This is a genomic window from Polynucleobacter necessarius (assembly GCF_900096755.1).
GTDB lineage: Bacteria > Pseudomonadota > Gammaproteobacteria > Burkholderiales > Burkholderiaceae > Polynucleobacter > Polynucleobacter necessarius_K.
This window is the reverse complement of the sequence record NZ_LT615227.1, coordinates 839,011-855,923: the sequence shown is the minus strand read 5'-3', so window position 1 is coordinate 855,923 and position 16,913 is coordinate 839,011. Positions and strand designations below refer to the sequence as shown.

17 protein-coding genes and 1 pseudogene are annotated in these 16,913 nt (G+C 46.7%); 7 read left to right on the top strand and 11 right to left on the bottom strand.

Annotated features, from left to right (window positions below; translation table 11 throughout):
- Nucleotide 1: 1 nt before the first annotated feature.
- The 7 genes from DXE27_RS09645 to mpl form a co-directional block, all read right to left on the bottom strand.
- A complete protein-coding gene (locus DXE27_RS09645; RefSeq protein ID WP_231969658.1) occupies nucleotides 2–304 on the bottom strand; it encodes an energy transducer TonB in 303 nt (100 codons plus the stop codon).
- 79 nt (nucleotides 305–383) lie between these two features.
- Nucleotides 384–935: a hypothetical protein gene (locus DXE27_RS09640; protein WP_231969657.1), complete on the bottom strand. Its 552-nt coding sequence runs from the start codon at nucleotides 933–935 to the stop codon at nucleotides 384–386.
- A complete protein-coding gene (locus DXE27_RS04475; RefSeq protein WP_231969656.1) occupies nucleotides 877–2,379 on the bottom strand; it encodes a ribonuclease catalytic domain-containing protein in 1,503 nt (500 codons plus the stop codon). The genes DXE27_RS09640 and DXE27_RS04475 overlap by 59 nt, the downstream gene beginning before the upstream one ends.
- A 64-nt stretch (nucleotides 2,380–2,443) precedes the next feature.
- Nucleotides 2,444–2,764, bottom strand: coding sequence for a hypothetical protein (locus tag DXE27_RS09635; protein ID WP_231969655.1), 321 nt, complete (start codon nucleotides 2,762–2,764; stop codon nucleotides 2,444–2,446).
- Complete coding sequence (locus DXE27_RS09630; protein WP_231969654.1) at nucleotides 2,764–2,934, bottom strand: hypothetical protein; 171 nt, start codon at nucleotides 2,932–2,934, stop codon at nucleotides 2,764–2,766. Before DXE27_RS09630 ends, DXE27_RS09635 begins: the two co-directional genes overlap by 1 nt.
- A 2-nt stretch (nucleotides 2,935–2,936) precedes the next feature.
- Entirely contained in the window at nucleotides 2,937–3,674 is a 738-nt protein-coding gene (gene fabG, locus DXE27_RS04470; protein WP_128113065.1) for a 3-oxoacyl-ACP reductase FabG, read from the bottom strand.
- A 48-nt stretch (nucleotides 3,675–3,722) separates the two neighbouring features.
- Nucleotides 3,723–5,120, bottom strand: coding sequence for a UDP-N-acetylmuramate:L-alanyl-gamma-D-glutamyl-meso-diaminopimelate ligase (gene mpl, locus DXE27_RS04465; protein ID WP_128113064.1), 1,398 nt, complete (start codon nucleotides 5,118–5,120; stop codon nucleotides 3,723–3,725).
- A gap of 26 nt (nucleotides 5,121–5,146) precedes the next feature.
- Here mpl and DXE27_RS04460 point away from each other — a divergent pair, with 26 nt between their 5' ends.
- The 7 genes and pseudogenes from DXE27_RS04460 (at nucleotide 5,147) to DXE27_RS04435 (ending at nucleotide 10,847) form a co-directional block, all read left to right on the top strand.
- Nucleotides 5,147–5,674 (top strand): TlpA family protein disulfide reductase, encoded by a 528-nt coding sequence (locus DXE27_RS04460; protein WP_128113063.1) that lies wholly within the window; start codon nucleotides 5,147–5,149, stop codon nucleotides 5,672–5,674.
- A gap of 274 nt (nucleotides 5,675–5,948) precedes the next feature.
- Nucleotides 5,949–6,398, top strand: a complete 450-nt coding sequence (aroQ, locus tag DXE27_RS04455) for a type II 3-dehydroquinate dehydratase (protein WP_128113062.1) — start codon at nucleotides 5,949–5,951, stop codon at nucleotides 6,396–6,398.
- A gap of 36 nt (nucleotides 6,399–6,434) precedes the next feature.
- Complete coding sequence (gene accB / locus DXE27_RS04450; RefSeq protein WP_128113061.1) at nucleotides 6,435–6,875, top strand: acetyl-CoA carboxylase biotin carboxyl carrier protein; 441 nt, start codon at nucleotides 6,435–6,437, stop codon at nucleotides 6,873–6,875.
- A gap of 47 nt (nucleotides 6,876–6,922) precedes the next feature.
- Complete coding sequence (gene accC, locus DXE27_RS04445; protein ID WP_128113060.1) at nucleotides 6,923–8,287, top strand: acetyl-CoA carboxylase biotin carboxylase subunit; 1,365 nt, start codon at nucleotides 6,923–6,925, stop codon at nucleotides 8,285–8,287.
- 16 nt (nucleotides 8,288–8,303) lie between these two features.
- Nucleotides 8,304–9,236: pseudogene (prmA, locus tag DXE27_RS09625) on the top strand (50S ribosomal protein L11 methyltransferase); the annotation flags it as partial.
- 69 nt (nucleotides 9,237–9,305) lie between these two features.
- Nucleotides 9,306–9,824, top strand: coding sequence for a DUF3426 domain-containing protein (locus DXE27_RS09620; protein ID WP_231969790.1), 519 nt, complete (start codon nucleotides 9,306–9,308; stop codon nucleotides 9,822–9,824).
- Between the two features lie 63 nt (nucleotides 9,825–9,887).
- Nucleotides 9,888–10,847 carry a carbohydrate kinase family protein gene (locus DXE27_RS04435; protein WP_128113058.1) on the top strand — a complete coding sequence of 320 codons (960 nt, stop codon included), beginning with the start codon at nucleotides 9,888–9,890 and terminating at the stop codon, nucleotides 10,845–10,847.
- A gap of 220 nt (nucleotides 10,848–11,067) precedes the next feature.
- Here DXE27_RS04435 and DXE27_RS10415 read toward each other — a convergent pair whose 3' ends face one another.
- The 4 genes from DXE27_RS10415 to ampD all read right to left on the bottom strand — a co-directional run bounded on the left by DXE27_RS10415 (nucleotide 11,068) and on the right by ampD (nucleotide 16,913).
- The gene (locus tag DXE27_RS10415) at nucleotides 11,068–11,274 is read right to left on the bottom strand and encodes a hypothetical protein (RefSeq protein ID WP_415064442.1); all 207 of its coding nucleotides are present in this window, start codon (nucleotides 11,272–11,274) and stop codon (nucleotides 11,068–11,070) included.
- A 332-nt stretch (nucleotides 11,275–11,606) separates the two neighbouring features.
- A complete protein-coding gene (locus tag DXE27_RS04425; protein ID WP_128113057.1) occupies nucleotides 11,607–12,791 on the bottom strand; it encodes a ribonucleotide-diphosphate reductase subunit beta in 1,185 nt (394 codons plus the stop codon).
- Nucleotides 12,792–12,835: 44 nt separating this feature from the next.
- On the bottom strand, nucleotides 12,836–15,820 hold the full coding sequence (locus tag DXE27_RS04420) for a ribonucleoside-diphosphate reductase subunit alpha (RefSeq protein WP_128113056.1): 2,985 nt from the start codon (nucleotides 15,818–15,820) through the stop codon (nucleotides 12,836–12,838).
- A gap of 274 nt (nucleotides 15,821–16,094) precedes the next feature.
- The gene (gene ampD, locus DXE27_RS04415; RefSeq protein WP_269459800.1) at nucleotides 16,095–16,913 is read right to left on the bottom strand and encodes a 1,6-anhydro-N-acetylmuramyl-L-alanine amidase AmpD; all 819 of its coding nucleotides are present in this window, start codon (nucleotides 16,911–16,913) and stop codon (nucleotides 16,095–16,097) included.

Sequence of the window (16,913 nt, the reverse complement as noted above, 5' to 3'; positions counted from 1 at the left end):
GTTAGTGGCGCAATTCAAGACGGTCAATTCCGTCCCGAGTGAATTCAAAAGTGGAAACCCAATCCAAGACATCAATTTGATTGCGCATCTCCGACGAAAATGGTCCAAAGAGAGCTGAGGCACGAACAATAGCGAGCGCCTGGCGATCTAACTCAGGGTTGCCAGAACTGCGGCCAATCAATCGAAAGGCCATCTTTACCCTGTGCATTGCTGGTGATGCGGCCTTGAGCATCCACGCTGACCACAATGACAAAACTGCCATATAAAGGTCGGCCGTTCGCTCGCGGAAAAAAGGCGCTGCCATAGGCCTCGATCTTTTGACGCATAGCATCGTAATAGTGCGCAAAGCTTACGGCTTTTGTATTGGCTCCCGTCAATATTTTTCAACGTGGCTCTCGACCATCCACTTGTAGACGCTTAGCCAACTCTGCTTCAAGAGAATTGAGTTGCTGCACCATTTTTTGCTCGTCACCACTCTTGCGACCACCGGAGCGAGCGCGTTGCTCATCTAGCTTAGCTAACATTTGCTTCTGCTGCTTTTCCAATACTTCCAAGCGGGCTTCTGCACCTAAGCGAGCGCGATGCAGTGCGCTCGCGTCTTGGCTTTCAGTCTTGCCGCCACCCTGCAAATCTGCTTGCGCTAATTTATTGGCTTTTTGTGGTGGTGTTTTATTGCTAGCGTTGACTAACACCACGCTTAAAGGTGTATTGAGTCTACGATTTTGAATTTCCCCAATACCCCAACGAAAGGAGAGGAAAACAATATGCAAGAGAAGTGAAACGCAAAGTGCAAACCAAAAAGGGTGGCGATGCCACGCAGCTCGCAAATAGGCTGCTGCACTCCGCAAGCCCTGTGGGCATGGCAGAGCTAAGGATTTAAGCAGCGCCAGCATCTTCTTCAGGATTGTTAAGGCCTTCATCATCTGCTTCTGCATTTTCTTTTGCTTCTTGTACTTCTTGTGCCGCTGATTCCTCTTGCTTGGCCTCGATTTCGAGAACCCTCACTGCAGCAGTCAATTGCAATAAATCCACATCGGCAATCACCACTTCTGCACGCGTCATGCGCGGATGATTTGCTAGCTCAGGAACTGGCAAATGCAGCGGAACCAATTCAACTCTAGACATACCCTCTTTTAAGTGGCGCACGTGAACAGTTTTTGATTCACCATCTTGCGCTACCCAACGCAAGCACCAGTACTTTTCTAACCTATTTTGGTATTCACCATAAGCCTGATAGCAAGACTCAAAATCCGCCGCAATGCCCATTAGGGTTGCATCGCGCGGTGGGAAGGGAGCTACCATTTTGGCCGTCACACCATGTTTCGCTAATGCAATCAACTGCCATTGATTTACTAAATCAGAATATCGGCGCAAAGGAGATGTGCACCAAGCGTAATAATCTAACCCTAATCCTTCATGTGGTCCTGGGGTAGTTTGCATACGGGTACGCAATGGGCCCCAGCCCTTCTGAGTTCTAAATAATCCTGGTAGACCATGGTCAGCCAAGAGTTGTCCCGAAGCGCTATTACAGAAAATCATCCACTCCGCAACAATCGTATCCAAAATAGATCCACGTTGACGAGGAATAATCTCTACACGCTGTATGCCATCAACATCTTTTATTTGAAAGTGAAAATCTCTCGCCAAAGCATTGGGGTCAATCAGACCCAACTGCTCAGCGCGCAGCCCATTAGCCACCCGCTTTTCTTGTCGACCTGCGTGCAAGTATTTTGCCGCCTTCCACAAGATCGATAGCTCTTGACGATAAGGATAGCTAGCGCCTGCATCAGCCAAACTTTCTTCACTCACAAGATGTTCGAGGTCTTCCAAGCGTAAATTCGCCGCCATCGGTACCAGCTCCGCACGCATTTGCAGAGTGCTTCTATCCACCAACCCATCAGCATTTATATCGACATAGATGGATAAGGCAGGACGAGGCACGCCCTCATCCAATGAAAACTGCTCAATCACCGAATCTGGCAACATCGTAATTTTGTCGCCCGGGAAATACACGGTAGACATACGGCTACGAGCAAGCTGATCCAAGGGGTCGTCTTTTGCAACCGCCAAACCGGGAGCGGCAATATGGACACCGATACGATGTCTACCTTCCGCTAATTCGGTAACCGACAAAGCGTCATCGATTTCGGTTGTTCCAGAGTCATCAATAGAAAAAGCTTGTACTTGCGCCAGCGGAAGTTCAGCCACTGCTGCGTCATAGGCCGCCTGATCAATCGCAACACCCTGACTATGTTGAGCGCCATTTGGAAAGTGTGCTTTCAAAAACATACCTTGGTGGTAGGCCAAAGGTGAATCAATAGCTCCGCAACGGATCATCAATTGAGCGGGAGATTCCCCGCTCTCGGTGCATGCAGCCATTAAGGCTTTTTATAGGCAGAGGTATTTTTGTCCGGTGAGAAGAGCAGCTGTTTTGCAGAAGGCCTCAACGCCTCAGGGAAGTGCCGGCGATTAATTCTTGTTGCCAAACAGACTGTTGCTCTAATTCTTTTTGTTTACGCTCTAGCGCAGCCAAGCCAGCTTGAAGTTGCTCAAGTGGCGCACGCTGAAAGCGGCCACGCTCCTTGCGGCGGAAAAATACAGGCGCTCCTTGCAGGGCAATAGCTAGGGACGCTTGTTGCGGAACGGTCGGTTGGGCGCCAAAGTACTCCAAACAAACATCCACCAAACCAAATTCTTCGTCCGGCGCGCAATCCCAAAGTAATTGCAAATCGATATCTTTTGACAAGGCGACCGCTTTGTCCATCACCCCTTGCGCATCAGGATTTTCAAAGCGGGGCCAAACCTCTTTCGCTTTGAGCTTGATTTTTTTCCTGAAAGACTAGTGGCCTGCCAAGACTCAGCATCACCAGTCCCGGTAGCTGACTGAACCGTGGCGATCTTAATGTCGCCACCCTCTTCGTATAAAAGGTTCATGCTTAGAGGGAGATCCCGCCGCTAGCCTCTAAAGCAACGCCATCATTGACGTAACTTGCCTCATCGCTTGCCAGAAATAAATATACATTTGCCATCTCTTCTGGCGTTCCTAAGCGCCCTAGCCAGCTACGCTTTTCTATATCGTTCAAAACATTTTCCGGCATGGCTTTCACCATCTCGGTAGCAATAAAGCCTGGGCATACCGCATTCACACGAATACCTTTCGGACCTAGCTCACGCGCCCATGTTTTCGTAAAACCAATGACGCCAAATTTAGTGGCCGAATAATTGGTTTGGCCAAAGTTTCCATATAAACCTACGACACTTGAAGCATTCACAATGGCGCCAACGCCCGCTTCGAGCATATGCGGCACGATCAATTGTGTGCAATTGAATACACCTTTTAAATTGACATCAATCACCGTATCAAATTGCGCTTCAGTCATTTTGATTAAACGCGCATCCTGAGTGATGCCAGCGTTATTAATCAAAATATCAATTCGTCCATGCTGCTGCATTACTCGATCTACCGCCGCCTGAATACTGGCCCGATCGGTTACATTCATTACACAGGCTTCAGAATGAGGAATCTGGGCTGCAGCTGCGTTAACAGCTTCAAGATTCATATCAGCAATGATTACTTTCGCACCCTCTTGCGCAAAGCGCTGAGCAGTTGCAAAACCTATGCCTTTTGCAGCGCCCGTAATGATTGCCACTTTGTCTTTTAATCTATCGCCCATGATTTACTTTCAGTATTTGTTATTTATTGTTATTACAAAGAATCAGCCTTAGACCGCAAGCGCTTTCAATATCTTCTGGTGCACCCCACCAAAACCACCATTACTCATTACCAAAATATGGTCGCCAGGGCGTGCCTCTTGAGCAACAGCTTTGGCCAACGCCTCAAGATCATCAAATGCGTGAGCCTTACCCTGCTCTTTTGTGTTTAACGGGGACAGCACCTCCGCCAGGTCCCAACCCAAGGATTCTTTACCGGCATTGGCACCGTAGGCAAAAACCTTATCGGCCTGCTCAAGACTGCCAGGTAGTTGCGCTTTCATAACACCCAGTTTCATTGTGTTTGAACGAGGCTCCAACACCGCCAAGATACGAGCCTTACCTACGCGACGACGCAAGCCATCGACGGTCGTAGTAATCGCAGTGGGATGATGCGCAAAATCATCATAAACAGTTACTTCATTAGCAATGCCAATCGTTTCAAGGCGTCGCTTCACATTCTTAAATTCCGCTAAAGCGCGCGCAGAATCTGCGGGAGAAATTCCGATGTGATTTGCTGATGCTATTGCTGCAAGCGCATTGAGTTGATTGTGCCTACCCATAACACCTGAATCAAATGCCCAATTTACGGTTGCAACCTCCTTGCCGGACTTGCGAACAATAAAACCATCGCCTTCTTGAGAAATCAACGACCATTCATTTGTTAGCTCTTGGCCAAAGCGCTCTACAGGTGCCCAGGCACCACGTGTAATCACGCGCTCTAGCGCTGGCTCTTCGCCATTAACCACTAGCAGGCCATCACCCGGAACGGCGCGCACTAAATGATGAAACTGCGTTTCGATCGCCGCTAGATCAGCAAATATATCGGCATGATCAAACTCTAGATTGTTTAATAAAGCGGTACGCGGCCTGTAGTGAACAAACTTACTGCGCTTATCAAAAAATGCTGTGTCGTATTCATCAGCCTCAATAACAAAATATTTACTCTCACCCAAGCGAGCCGAGACCGTGAAATTAAGCGGTACGCCACCGATTAAATATCCTGGCTTATAGCCATTGAATTCCAAAATCCAGGTGAGCATGGCCGATGTAGTTGTTTTGCCATGCGTACCTGCAACAGCGAGAACATGTCTACCGTATAAAACTTGTTCACCCAACCACTGTGGTCCAGAGATATATGGCAAACCTTGATTAAGAATGGCCTCCATAAGTGGATTGCCACGAGAAACCACATTGCCAATTACAAATAAATCCGGCATTGAGGCAAACTGCAATAATTGATCCGGCGAAAATCCTTCAATCAACTCGATACCTTGAGCTTCAAGTTGCGTGCTCATTGGCGGATAGACGTTAGCATCACAACCAGTTACCCGATGTCCGGCTTGCCGAGCGATTGCGGCAATGCCGCCCATGAAAGTACCGCAAATGCCCAAGATATGTATATGCATTAGCGAATTTTAGCGAAGGAGTGGGAATGAACCGAAGACAATGGATCATCATCTGTGGAGTAGGCCTCTTGGCGCTCCTTGGTGGCGCCCTCACATCTCAATGGATTTCCAAAGCAGGTCTAGCTAGCGACTCCTCTGTAAAAGCTTTTTTTGCCAACCCATGGCAATCACCTGACGGAAAACCAGTTAATACCAGTGAATGGCAGGGAAAAGTGTTGGTGGTGAACTTTTGGGCCTCTTGGTGCCCTCCCTGCGTAGAGGAAATGCCTGCATTAGACCTACTTGCGCAAGAGAATTTGCAGCAAAATGTCTTATTTGTAGGCATCGGTATTGATTCACCCTCTAATATTCGTGAATTCCTGAAAAGCACCCCCGTCTCCTATCCCATTGTTATTGGCGGACTAGGGGGCAGCAATTTATCCAAGCAGATGGGCAATTCCCAAGGGGCGCTTCCTTATACCGTCATCATTAACCCTAAAGGCAAGGCCATTTATACGAAGTTAGGGAAGATAGACGAAGATGAGCTCAGAAAGGCCATAAAATCTGCTTTATAAGAATATTTAAAGAGTTTTACAAACCAACATTCTCTTAAATGCTGCCTAATAATTCAGCAGTAAATTGAATAATTTTCATTATTTGCCTTTAAAAGCTGCAAATTTTCGAGTTTTTGGGCAAAAATTTCATCGCGTATCCTCTTCATAAAGGTATACTTCTTGCATCGAAAGCAAAGAAAGCGCTTCGGAAGCACCAAAGATGCACTAAGCCGTACCGGTGGCTAAAAGCCTAATTAAGCAATTAACACCTAACTGCCTCTAAAAATATGGATCTATGTCGAAAAAAGCTTCAATTCTCGTAATTCAGGGTCCAAACCTTAATCTACTGGGGACTCGTGAACCCGAGGTCTACGGAAAAACCACTCTCGAAGATATCCATAGAAAGCTTGCAGACCTAGCAAAAGCCCAATCTGTAGATTTGAACACCTATCAAAGTAATCATGAAGGCGAGTTAATTGACCGCATTCAAAAGGCCAAACAGGATGGCGTGGATTTCATCATCATTAATCCTGGAGCATTCACCCACACCAGCGTTGCCTTGCGTGACGTTTTGGCCGGGGTTGCTATCCCTTTTACTGAAGTGCATCTATCCAATATTCATCAACGCGAAGAGTTCCGTAAACACTCTTATTTATCAGATATCGCCACTGGCGTGATTTGCGGCTTAGGCGCGATTGGCTATGAGTTAGCACTTCAAGCAGCGATTACTCGTTTACAAAAATAAAATTACTTAAAGAATCACAAGAGAGGAAGCACTCACATGGATCTGAGAAAACTTAAAACCTTGATCGACCTAGTTTCTGAATCAGGCATCTCTGAATTAGAGGTTAATGAAGGTGAAGACCGCGTACGCATTGTTAACGCAGGATCTTCAGCACCAATCGGCCAAGTGGTTTACGCCAACCCAGCGCCTAGTCAAACAATGCAAGCCGCTCCTGTAGCGGCAGCAGCGCCTGCTGCAGAAAGTGGTTTTGTTGCACGCTCCCCAATGGTGGGCACTTTCTACCGCGCACCAAATCCAGAGTCTCCTAATTTCGTAAACATTGGCGACACTGTAAAAGTAGGCCAAACACTTTGCATCATTGAGGCAATGAAATTGCTCAACGAGATTGAATCTGAGCACGCTGGCGTAGTTAAAGAAATTCTCTGTGAAAACGGTCAGGGCGTTGAATTTGACCAACCACTTTTCATCATTGCTTAATTCTTTAAAGCTTCCTAATAATCCTTTTTACCTAACTCAGAGCCGACATGTTCGATAAGATTCTGATTGCCAATCGGGGAGAAATTGCTCTCCGCATCCAACGCGCATGCCGCGAGTTGGGAATTAAAACTGTGGTGGTCTATTCCACCGCAGACAAAGAAGCTAAGTACGTGAAGCTTGCTGATGAGGCCGTTTGTATCGGCCCAGCACCTTCTCTGCTGAGCTATCTCAATATGCCCGCCATTATTTCCGCAGCCGAAGTAACGGATGCGGAAGCGATTCACCCTGGTTATGGCTTTCTCTCAGAGAATGCTGACTTTGCTGAACGCGTTGAGAAATCTGGCTTTGCGTTTATTGGCCCTACAGCGGCTTCTATCCGTTTAATGGGCGACAAAGTTTCTGCAAAACGCGCCATGATTAAAGCAGGCGTACCTTGCGTACCTGGATCTGAAGGCGCTTTGCCAGACAACCCAAAAGAAATTATTGCAACCGCTAAAAAAGTGGGCTACCCAGTCATTATTAAAGCTGCTGCTGGTGGTGGTGGTCGCGGTATGCGTGTTGTTCATGCCGAAGCGCACCTCATCAATGCGGTCAACATGACTCGCGAAGAAGCAGGACGCGCTTTTGGCAATCCAGAAGTCTATATGGAGAAGTTTCTAGAGAAACCTCGTCACGTAGAGATTCAAATTTTGGCTGACGCTCATGGCAATGCCATTTGGCTGGGTGAGCGCGATTGCTCAATGCAACGTCGCCACCAAAAAGTGATTGAAGAAGCTCCGGCTCCAGGCATTGATCGTCGCTTGATCGCCAAAATTGGCGAGCGTTGTGCTGAAGCCTGTCGCAAGATTGGTTATCGCGGTGCAGGAACCTTTGAATTTCTCTATGCAAATGGTGAATTCTTCTTTATTGAGATGAATACCCGCGTTCAGGTTGAGCACCCAGTAACTGAAATGATCACTGGCGTTGATATTGTTCAAGAACAGATTCGCATTGCCGCTGGCCTAAAGCTCGGCTATCGCCAAAAAGATATTGTTTTCCGCGGCCACGCCATTGAATGCCGTCTCAATGCTGAAGATCCTTTCAAGTTCACTCCTAGTCCTGGCCGCATTGGTTCATTCCATATGCCAGGCGGCCCTGGAATTCGTGTTGATTCGCACGCTTACAGTGGCTACATGGTTCCATCGAACTATGATTCCATGATTGGCAAACTGATTTCCTACGGAAATACTCGCGAACAAGCGATTCGTCGTATGCAGATCGCCCTCTCTGAAATGGTGATTGATGGCATCACAACAAACGTACCATTGCATCGCGAATTAATGCTCGATCCGAACTTCATGGAAGGCGGCACTAGCATTCACTACTTGGAGCATCGCTTAGAAGAGCAAGCTGCAAGTCGCGGAAAGTCTTAATTCATGTGTGTAATCCATGTCCTACCGTGAACTCGTTTTCACGGTAGCTGCCGAAATTGCAGAGCCCCTGGGTGATGCACTTTTGGAGCTGGGCGCCCTCTCAGTCACTGTAGAGGATGATGCGGCCGGCGGATACGATGAGAATCCGCTGTATGGAGAGCCAGGCCTATCGCCAAAAGTTCAAGCATGGGACAGATCTGCAGTTACGGCACTTTTTAATCCCGATATCGATGCCTCTGGCAGCGCAGACTTTATTCCTGAGCTACTTTCTGCACTTAAAGATGCGGGCTTTAATTTAAGCACCCCACAAGAAAAAACTGTTGAAGAGCAAGATTGGGTGCGACTAACGCAAAGTCAATTTGCGCCAATTCAAATCGGTAAACGCATTTGGGTGGTGCCTTCTTGGCATGATGCCCCCACAGACCCGAATGCCATTTGTTTAGCTGTTGATCCAGGACTTGCATTTGGTACGGGAAGTCACCCTACCACGCACTTGTGCCTCCTATGGCTAGAAGAGCATGCCAACTTAAAAAATCAGAGCCTTTTAGATTACGGCTGCGGCTCAGGCATCTTAGCTATTGCTGCCGCTAAATTGGGCTGCAATTCGGTTGTTGGTACAGATATCGACCCACAAGCGATGGTTGTCGCCCGCAGTAATGCAGAAATCAACAACACCACAATTACATTCGTATTGCCAAACGAAGGCGCGCCCGAACTCGCTGCAGAAACCAAATACGACATCGTGATGGCTAATATTTTGGCCAATCCACTACAGGTTTTAGCTCCAGCATTGGTAAATAAGATGCGTCTAGGTGGTCAAATTGTTTTATCTGGCGTCCTTGCTCGTCAAGCAGAAGAGGTGATTGCTACCTACAGTCAATGGCTCAAGCTATCCGTCTGGAAGGAAAGTGAAGGCTGGGTTTGTCTGCACGGCACCTCAGATTCGAGCAAAAAAACCACCTCTGCTGCACCTGCTCAAAAAAAAAGTCTTAAGTTAGCCCTTCTTACTGGACTATTTTTGCTCTTACTAGTTTTTGGAGAGCATCTATCCAGAAATTCTTTGCTTCCAACTTTAGCTCCACGCATTGATGGCAGTTCAAATTCTATTTCTGTCGATGCATTTTCTCTTTTACAGCGCGTTGACGAAAAACTTTGTCGCGCACTAGGATGTCTAAATCGCCCTGTAAGCGATTTTGCTGCTTGGAAAATAGCTTCCGTCACACTATCGCCTGAAAACGCGCGAGAGGGCCTTAAAAACCTCGCAAATCAATCTATCTTGCAAGTTGAAATACAAAATCGTCTTGCAATTGCAGTTTTATTGCCAAATTTAGAAGTTTCTTTAACGGATGCAGAAGAATCTGAAATCAAAACCGTGCAATTTCCCCCAAAAGAATGGTTGCCGACTGCTTGGCAAGAGGCACATCCGGATTATTCGCGAATAGGCGCCCCATCTGGCGATCTTATTCAAACCGATTTACTGATTTCTTTGCCGCAAAATGCTGCAGGCTATCGAGTGCGCGCGTTTTACCCTCAATAACCTCATCCAATTTATCGTTTTAATCCATTAATGATTCAATTTTTACCTTACAGAAAGTAATTTATGGCCAGCTTGATCTGCGGCTCTATCGCCTACGACACCATCATGAACTTTGAAGGCAAATTTGCCGATCAAATCCTGCCAGAGCAGATTCACATCCTGAATGTGGCCTTTTTGGTACCCACCATGCGCCGTGAATTTGGTGGTTGTGCGGGCAATATTGCCTACAACCTCAAACTTTTGGGAGGCGACCCCATCATCATGGCTACCGTTGGCGGTGATGCAGCCCCATATATGGATCGTCTAAAGCAACTTCAAATCGATGCGAGTCATATTCGCCAAATCGATAAAGCATTTACAGCTCAAGCCATGATCACCACGGATCAAGCGAATAATCAAATTACCGCCTTTCATCCTGGGGCAATGGGTGAATCCCACCTGAACCAGGTTTCGGCAGTAGTGGCTGAGCGCAGCAAAAACTCCAAGGGAACCGCTAAATTTGGCATTGTTGCCCCCGATGGTCGCCAAGGGATGTGGGAGCACTGCCATCAATTGGCAGATGCCAATATTCCATTTATCTTCGACCCAGGCCAAGGCTTGCCAATGTTTAATGGCCCAGAACTTTTAGAGTTGATTGATATCGCAAGCTACTTGGCAGTAAATGACTATGAAGGCGAGATGCTTTCACAGCGAACTGGCTTAAGCCTTGCAAAAGTGGCTGAGCGAGTAAAGGCGCTGATTGTTACCAAGGGCGCCGAAGGCGCAGACATCTACGTAGACGGCAAATGCATAGCAATCCCACCGGTCCCAGCTGCAAAAGTAGTAGATCCAACCGGTTGTGGCGATGCATTCCGCGGTGGATTGCTGTTTGGGCTTGAAAATGGCATGGACTGGGAGGCTACCGGTCGTCTCGCCAGCCTTATGGGATCTATCAAGATTACCCATCAAGGACCACAAAATCACCAATTAAGCAAAGATCAGATCGCCAAGCAATTCAAAGACGCATTTGGCTTTAGCTTCTAGTTCGCACCCGGGCTAGCTTGCGCCAGGCCTAAATTCAATTCAGAAATAAAAAAAAGGGGTCTCGTGAGAGACCCCTTCTAGTAACATCCGTCTGATTAAGGACGTGTGCCAGTTGGGAAGGGCCAAGCAGCGGCAGGATTCAACGCACTAGTCGCTGGTGCAGCTTTCTTAGCCGCGGGCTTTTTTACAGCAGAGCCCGCTTTCTTCGCAGCAGGCTTACTTACTTTTTTTTTGCTACGCGTTTTTTAGCAGCAGGCTTCTTAGCAGCTACTTTTTTAGCAGCAGGCTTCTTAGCAGCTACTTTTTTAGCAGCAGGCTTCTTAGCAGCTACTTTTTTAGCAGCAGGCTTCTTAGCAGCTACTTTTTTAGCAGCAGGCTTCTTAGCAGCTACTTTTTTAGCAGCAGGTTTTTTCTTGGCAGTTGCCATAGTAATGCTCCTTCACGTGAGGATTAGTACAAACTACATTAAGAAGACCCGACCACTCATTTCCGCCTGGTTTTGCAACCAATTGGATCTGACGAGCGAGCCATTCATCGGCGCGCGGCTTGATACTAAGTGCTGCACGCTAATGAATCTTGGAAAAAAAGTCGTGGCCCCGAAGGACAACGACTTCTTAAATGTGCTGGAAAAAATAGAGGGAATAGCCCAGGCACCCTTGAGCAAGGGTTTTCGGATTTGAGTCTTGTTTTGCTGACTTCTTAAACTATCCAACCGTCTAATCTCCTATTTAGCCAGTTGCACGCTGTATTACTGCTTTACTACTCCCAACTCAGCGCACCACCGGTTTGATACTCAATAACGCGTGTCTCAAAAAAGTTTCGTTCTTTTTTCAGATCAATCATTTCTGACATCCATGGAAATGGATTCTCTTCATTTGGGAACATCGCGTCAAGTCCTATTTGCAAACATCTACGATTACAGATGTATCTTAGGTACCCTTTGAACATCGGAGCGTTCAATCCGAGCACTCCACGAGGCATCGTATCTTCGGCATAACGGTACTCTAATTCGACCGCTTTTTCGAAGATGGATTTGATCTCGTCTTTGAACGCGGAAGTCCATAACTGCGGGTTCTCCAGCTTGATTTGGTTAATTAAATCGATGCCGAAATTGCAGTGCATAGACTCGTCGCGAAGGATGTATTGATACTGCTCGGCAGCACCCGTCATTTTGTTTTGACGACCCATTGCAAGTATTTGCGTAAAACCAACATAAAAGAACAAACCTTCCATTACGCAAGCAAAAACAATCAGCGAACGGAGCAATGTTTGGTCAGCTTCTAAGGTGCCAGTCTTGAAATTTGGGTTGGTTAGTACATCAATGTATGGAATCAAGAACTCATCTTTAGCGCGAATTGACTCAATCTCGTTGTACGCATTGAAGATTTCGGACTGATCTAAGCCCAAAGATTCCACAATATATTGGTACGCGTGAGTATGAATAGCCTCCTCAAAAGCCTGACGTAATAGGTATTGGCGGCATTCTGGAGCGGTAATGTGGCGATAAGTACCCAAAACAATGTTGTTTGCAGCCAAAGAATCGGCTGTTGTGAAGAAACCGAGATTGCGCTTAATAATGCGACGCTCGTCTTCTGTTAGGCCATTTGGATCTTTCCAAAGCGCGATATCGCGGTTCATATTGATCTCTTGTGGCATCCAGTGATTTGCACAACCAGCCAAATACTTCTCCCAAGCCCACTTGTATTTGAATGGCACTAGCTGATTTACGTCAGTCTTGGCATTAATCACGCGCTTATCAGCAGCATTTACACGCAAAGATGCGCCGCCGGATAAATTGGCAGCCGCTACTGGTGTAGGTGCTGCGGTTTGTGGCGCGATTGCCACTTGATCTGGCTGTGGACGTTGTGGCTCCACTGCAACCGGCTGCGGTGCAAGACCAGCTTTCGCTAGTGCTGGAGCAACTTCCTCTTCCCAATTCAACATAACTCTCTCCTAATTATTCTATTTATGGCCAATAAGCGAATGGCTTATTGGCATGCTTCACATTCTTCGAAACCAGCGTCGCCTGGACGCATTGTGCAAACTGGACCATCGGCTTCAACTCCACCGGCTGCACCTGCAGCAGCTGCGTCGGTACCATTAACGCCACCACCACTAGACACTGAGTTCAACTGACCGCTAGCAACAGTTGATTTCTCAACGTGGGTTGCAGCCATTGTGCGGAGGTAATACGTTGTCTTCAGACCACGCAACCAAGCCAACTTGTAGGTGTCGTCCAATTTCTTGCCGGAAGCGCCACCCATATAGATGTTCAATGACTGAGCTTGGTCAATCCACTTCTGACGACGGGAAGCAGCCTCAACCAACCAGCTTGGCTCCACTTCAAACGCAGTCGCGTACAAATCACGCAAGTCTTGAGGAATGCGATCAATCTTGGACAACGTGCCGTCAAAGTATTTCAAATCGGCAATCATTACTTCATCCCAAAGGCCACGATCTTTCAAATCACGCACCAAGTACTCGTTTACCACCGTGAATTCGCCAGAAAGGTTAGATTTCACGAACAAGTTCTGGAATGTTGGCTCGATACAAGCAGATACGCCAATAATGTTAGAAATCGTTGCTGTTGGCGCAATAGCCACGCAATTGGAGTTACGCATGCCGTGTTGCTTAATGCGAGCACGCAATCCAGTCCAATCCATTGTGTATGAGCCGTCTACTTCCAAATAGCCGCCACGCTCAGCCGCTAAGAGAGCCACCACTGAATCCTGTGGGAGGATGCCGCGATCCCATAAAGAACCCTTATAGGTGCTGTAAACGCCACGCTCTTCAGCCAATTCGTTCGACGCTTGATATGCGTAGTAGCAAACTGCTTCCATTGAGGAGTCAGCAAACTTCACAGCCTCATCACTCGCGTAAGGAATACGCTGCATATGCAAGCAATCCTGGAAGCCCATGATGCCCATACCGACTGGGCGGTGCTTCAAGTTTGAATTACGCGCTTTAGCAACAGCGTAGTAGTTGATGTCGATAACGTTATCCAACATGCGCATTGCTGTACGAACAGTTCTTTGGAGCTTCTCGTGATCCAAAATCATCTTGCCATTGGCATCTGTAGTCATGTGAGCCGTTAAGTTCACGGAACCCAAGTTACAAACCGCAATTTCGTCCTCATTGGTGTTGAGGGTGATCTCAGTACATAAGTTAGACGAGTGAACTACGCCAATATGCTGCTGTGGGCTACGAATATTGCAAGGATCTTTGAAAGTAATCCATGGGTGACCAGTCTCAAACAACATGTCGAGCATCTTGCGCCACAACTGCTGCGCTGGAATTCTGCGGAATGGCTTCAATTCACCACGATCAGCCTTTTGTTCATAAGCAACATATGCCTCTTCAAAAGCTTTGCCAAACTTGTCATGCAAATCAGGGGTATTGGATGGTGAGAACAATGTCCATTCACCGTTTTCCATTACGCGCTTCATGAACAAGTCAGGAATCCAGTTGGAAGTGTTCATGTCATGAGTACGGCGACGATCATCGCCAGTGTTCTTACGCAATTCCAAGAACTCCTCAATATCTAAGTGCCATGTTTCCAAGTAGGCACAAACCGCACCCTTACGCTTACCGCCTTGGTTAACAGCAACTGCTGTGTCGTTCACTACTTTCAAGAAAGGAACAACACCTTGAGATTTACCGTTAGTGCCTTTGATATGACTTCCCAAAGCGCGAACGTTAGTCCAGTCGTTACCCAAGCCACCTGCAAACTTAGATAACAAAGCGTTTTCTTTCAATGCCTCATAGATGCCATCAAGGTCATCTTCAACTGTCGTCAAGTAGCAGCTTGAGAGCTGTGGACGTGTAGTTGCAGAGTTAAACAATGTTGGGGTGCTGGACATGAAATCAAATGTAGAGAGGATTTCATAGAACTCGATTGCGCGACGCTCACGATCCAACTCATTCAAAGACAAGCCCATAGCTACACGCATGAAGAAAGCCTGTGGCATTTCAATGCGACGGTCTTCAATGTGCAAGAAATAGCGGTCATACAAAGTTTGCAAGCCCAGGTAATTGAACTGCAGGTCACGGCTAGCGTTCAAAGCAGCGGCCAAGCGTGGCAAGTCGAATTCACGCATACGTGGATCCAATAACTCTGCAGAAATACCTTCATTGATGTACTTCGCAAAGTAAGTGCTGTACTCAGATTGCATGTCGCCTTGCAATACTTCTTTACCCAAGATTTCTTTACGAATCACGTGCATCAAGATACGCGCTGTCACCTGACTATAAGCAGGATCTTTTTCAATCAAAGTGCGGGAAGCCAAAATAGCAGAGTCATACACCTGCGCCATTGGCACGCCATCATACAAATTCTTGATGGTCTCTGTGATGATCGGAGTTGCATCAATGTGAGTACCCAAACCTTCGCATGCCGCTTCAATCACAGTGCGCAAAGCGGCCGTATCAAGCCACTTCTCAACACCGTTATCCGTTACCTTAATGCCGGACTCACCAGCCTGGCTTGCAGCTTGAGCATCTTGAGAAACTTCTTGCTGTGCTGCACGCTCTTGGTTGCGCTTTTCACGATAAAGAACATAAGCACGAGCAACGTTGTGCTCACCACTACGCATCAAGGCCAACTCAACCTGGTCTTGAATATCTTCAATATGGAAAGTTCCGCCATTTGGACGGCTGCGCAATAAAGCGTGCACAACAGAATGAGTCAATTGCTCAACTTGCTCACGAACGCGAGCAGAAGCGGCACCTTGACCACCATTAACAGCTAAAAATGCTTTTGTTACAGCAATCGCAATTTTAGATGGCTCAAAAGCCACAACGGAACCATTGCGGCGAATAATTTTGTAGTCAGACAATTGGGTTGCCTGGGTGCCACCAACACCACCAGCTACAAAGCCGGCGGAAGGGGCTTGATTTATTGCCCCCGTAGGACTCACTCCTGGGTTAATCGCACCAGAAGGTTGGCCTGCTGTCTGTGGGTTTGCGTATGTCATGTTGCTCCTGCGTCTATATATAGTTATTTGGACAAAATATCGTTAAAAAACAATGGGATATTGCGGAAATCAAACACTACATCTAGTGTTCTGAAGCGCGTTAAGCACTAAGTATAGGGAAATATTGCTTATTTGGTAAGGTGTTTCTGACAAATATTTATAAGTATTTTTACTAAGTTTTCCACCAATTTAGGGGTTATTTTGGTGCGGAATTTTTAGCCCTTTTTAGGCAAAGGCTGTAAAAGTAAGCGTACGATCACAGACAAAAAATAGATTATCTAGAAATGAGTCCGAAGGGTAATTTTTCAGGAGCGACTGCTGTCTCTTTTTGGAACTTTTTCCAGTCAAAATAAATTCCAGGATCCGTTTTCCGACCGGGGGCAATATCACTATGTCCAGAAAACTGCACATTTGGATAGGCCTCGACCAATTTTTCAACCAACTTGGTAAGAGTTTGATACTGAGCTTCCTCAAATGGAGTATCGCCATCACCCTCTAACTCAACACCAATTGAGAAGTCATTGCACTTCTCTCTCCCCAAAAATGAAGAAATGCCAGCATGCCAAGCCTTATTTTGAGTGGCTACAAATTGCACCAACTCGCCCGAGCGTGTAATTAAAAAATGACTTGATACTTTTTGATCGGCAATTTCTGCAAAATAAGGATGCCCATTGGGGTCGAGCTTATTTTGGAAAAAATCAACGATATATTGACTGGAACTTTGATTTCTAAATTCGCTAGGCGGAAGACTAATGTGATGAATCACCACTAAGTCTGGCTGAAGATTTTCTGGTCTGACATCTTGATTCGGTGAAACTCGCCATTTGGCAAATCCAATCCAACCTTCCCCATCTAACGCATTGATATGTTCTCGAGAACAATAAAACCGATCGTCATGAGTAATGGCATCGGTTTTAGGCAAATGCACTTTGCAGCATTGGCATTGGACCATCACCTCAGGTTCAATGGCCTTACGAGTCTTATCGGAATTCGCTTTAGAGGTATTTTGCTGATCGAAGTTTGCCTGTTTTTTTCCTTTAATCCAAAGGTAAAAAAGGCCTGCGCCTGCAATTAAAAGAAGCCACTTAATCAA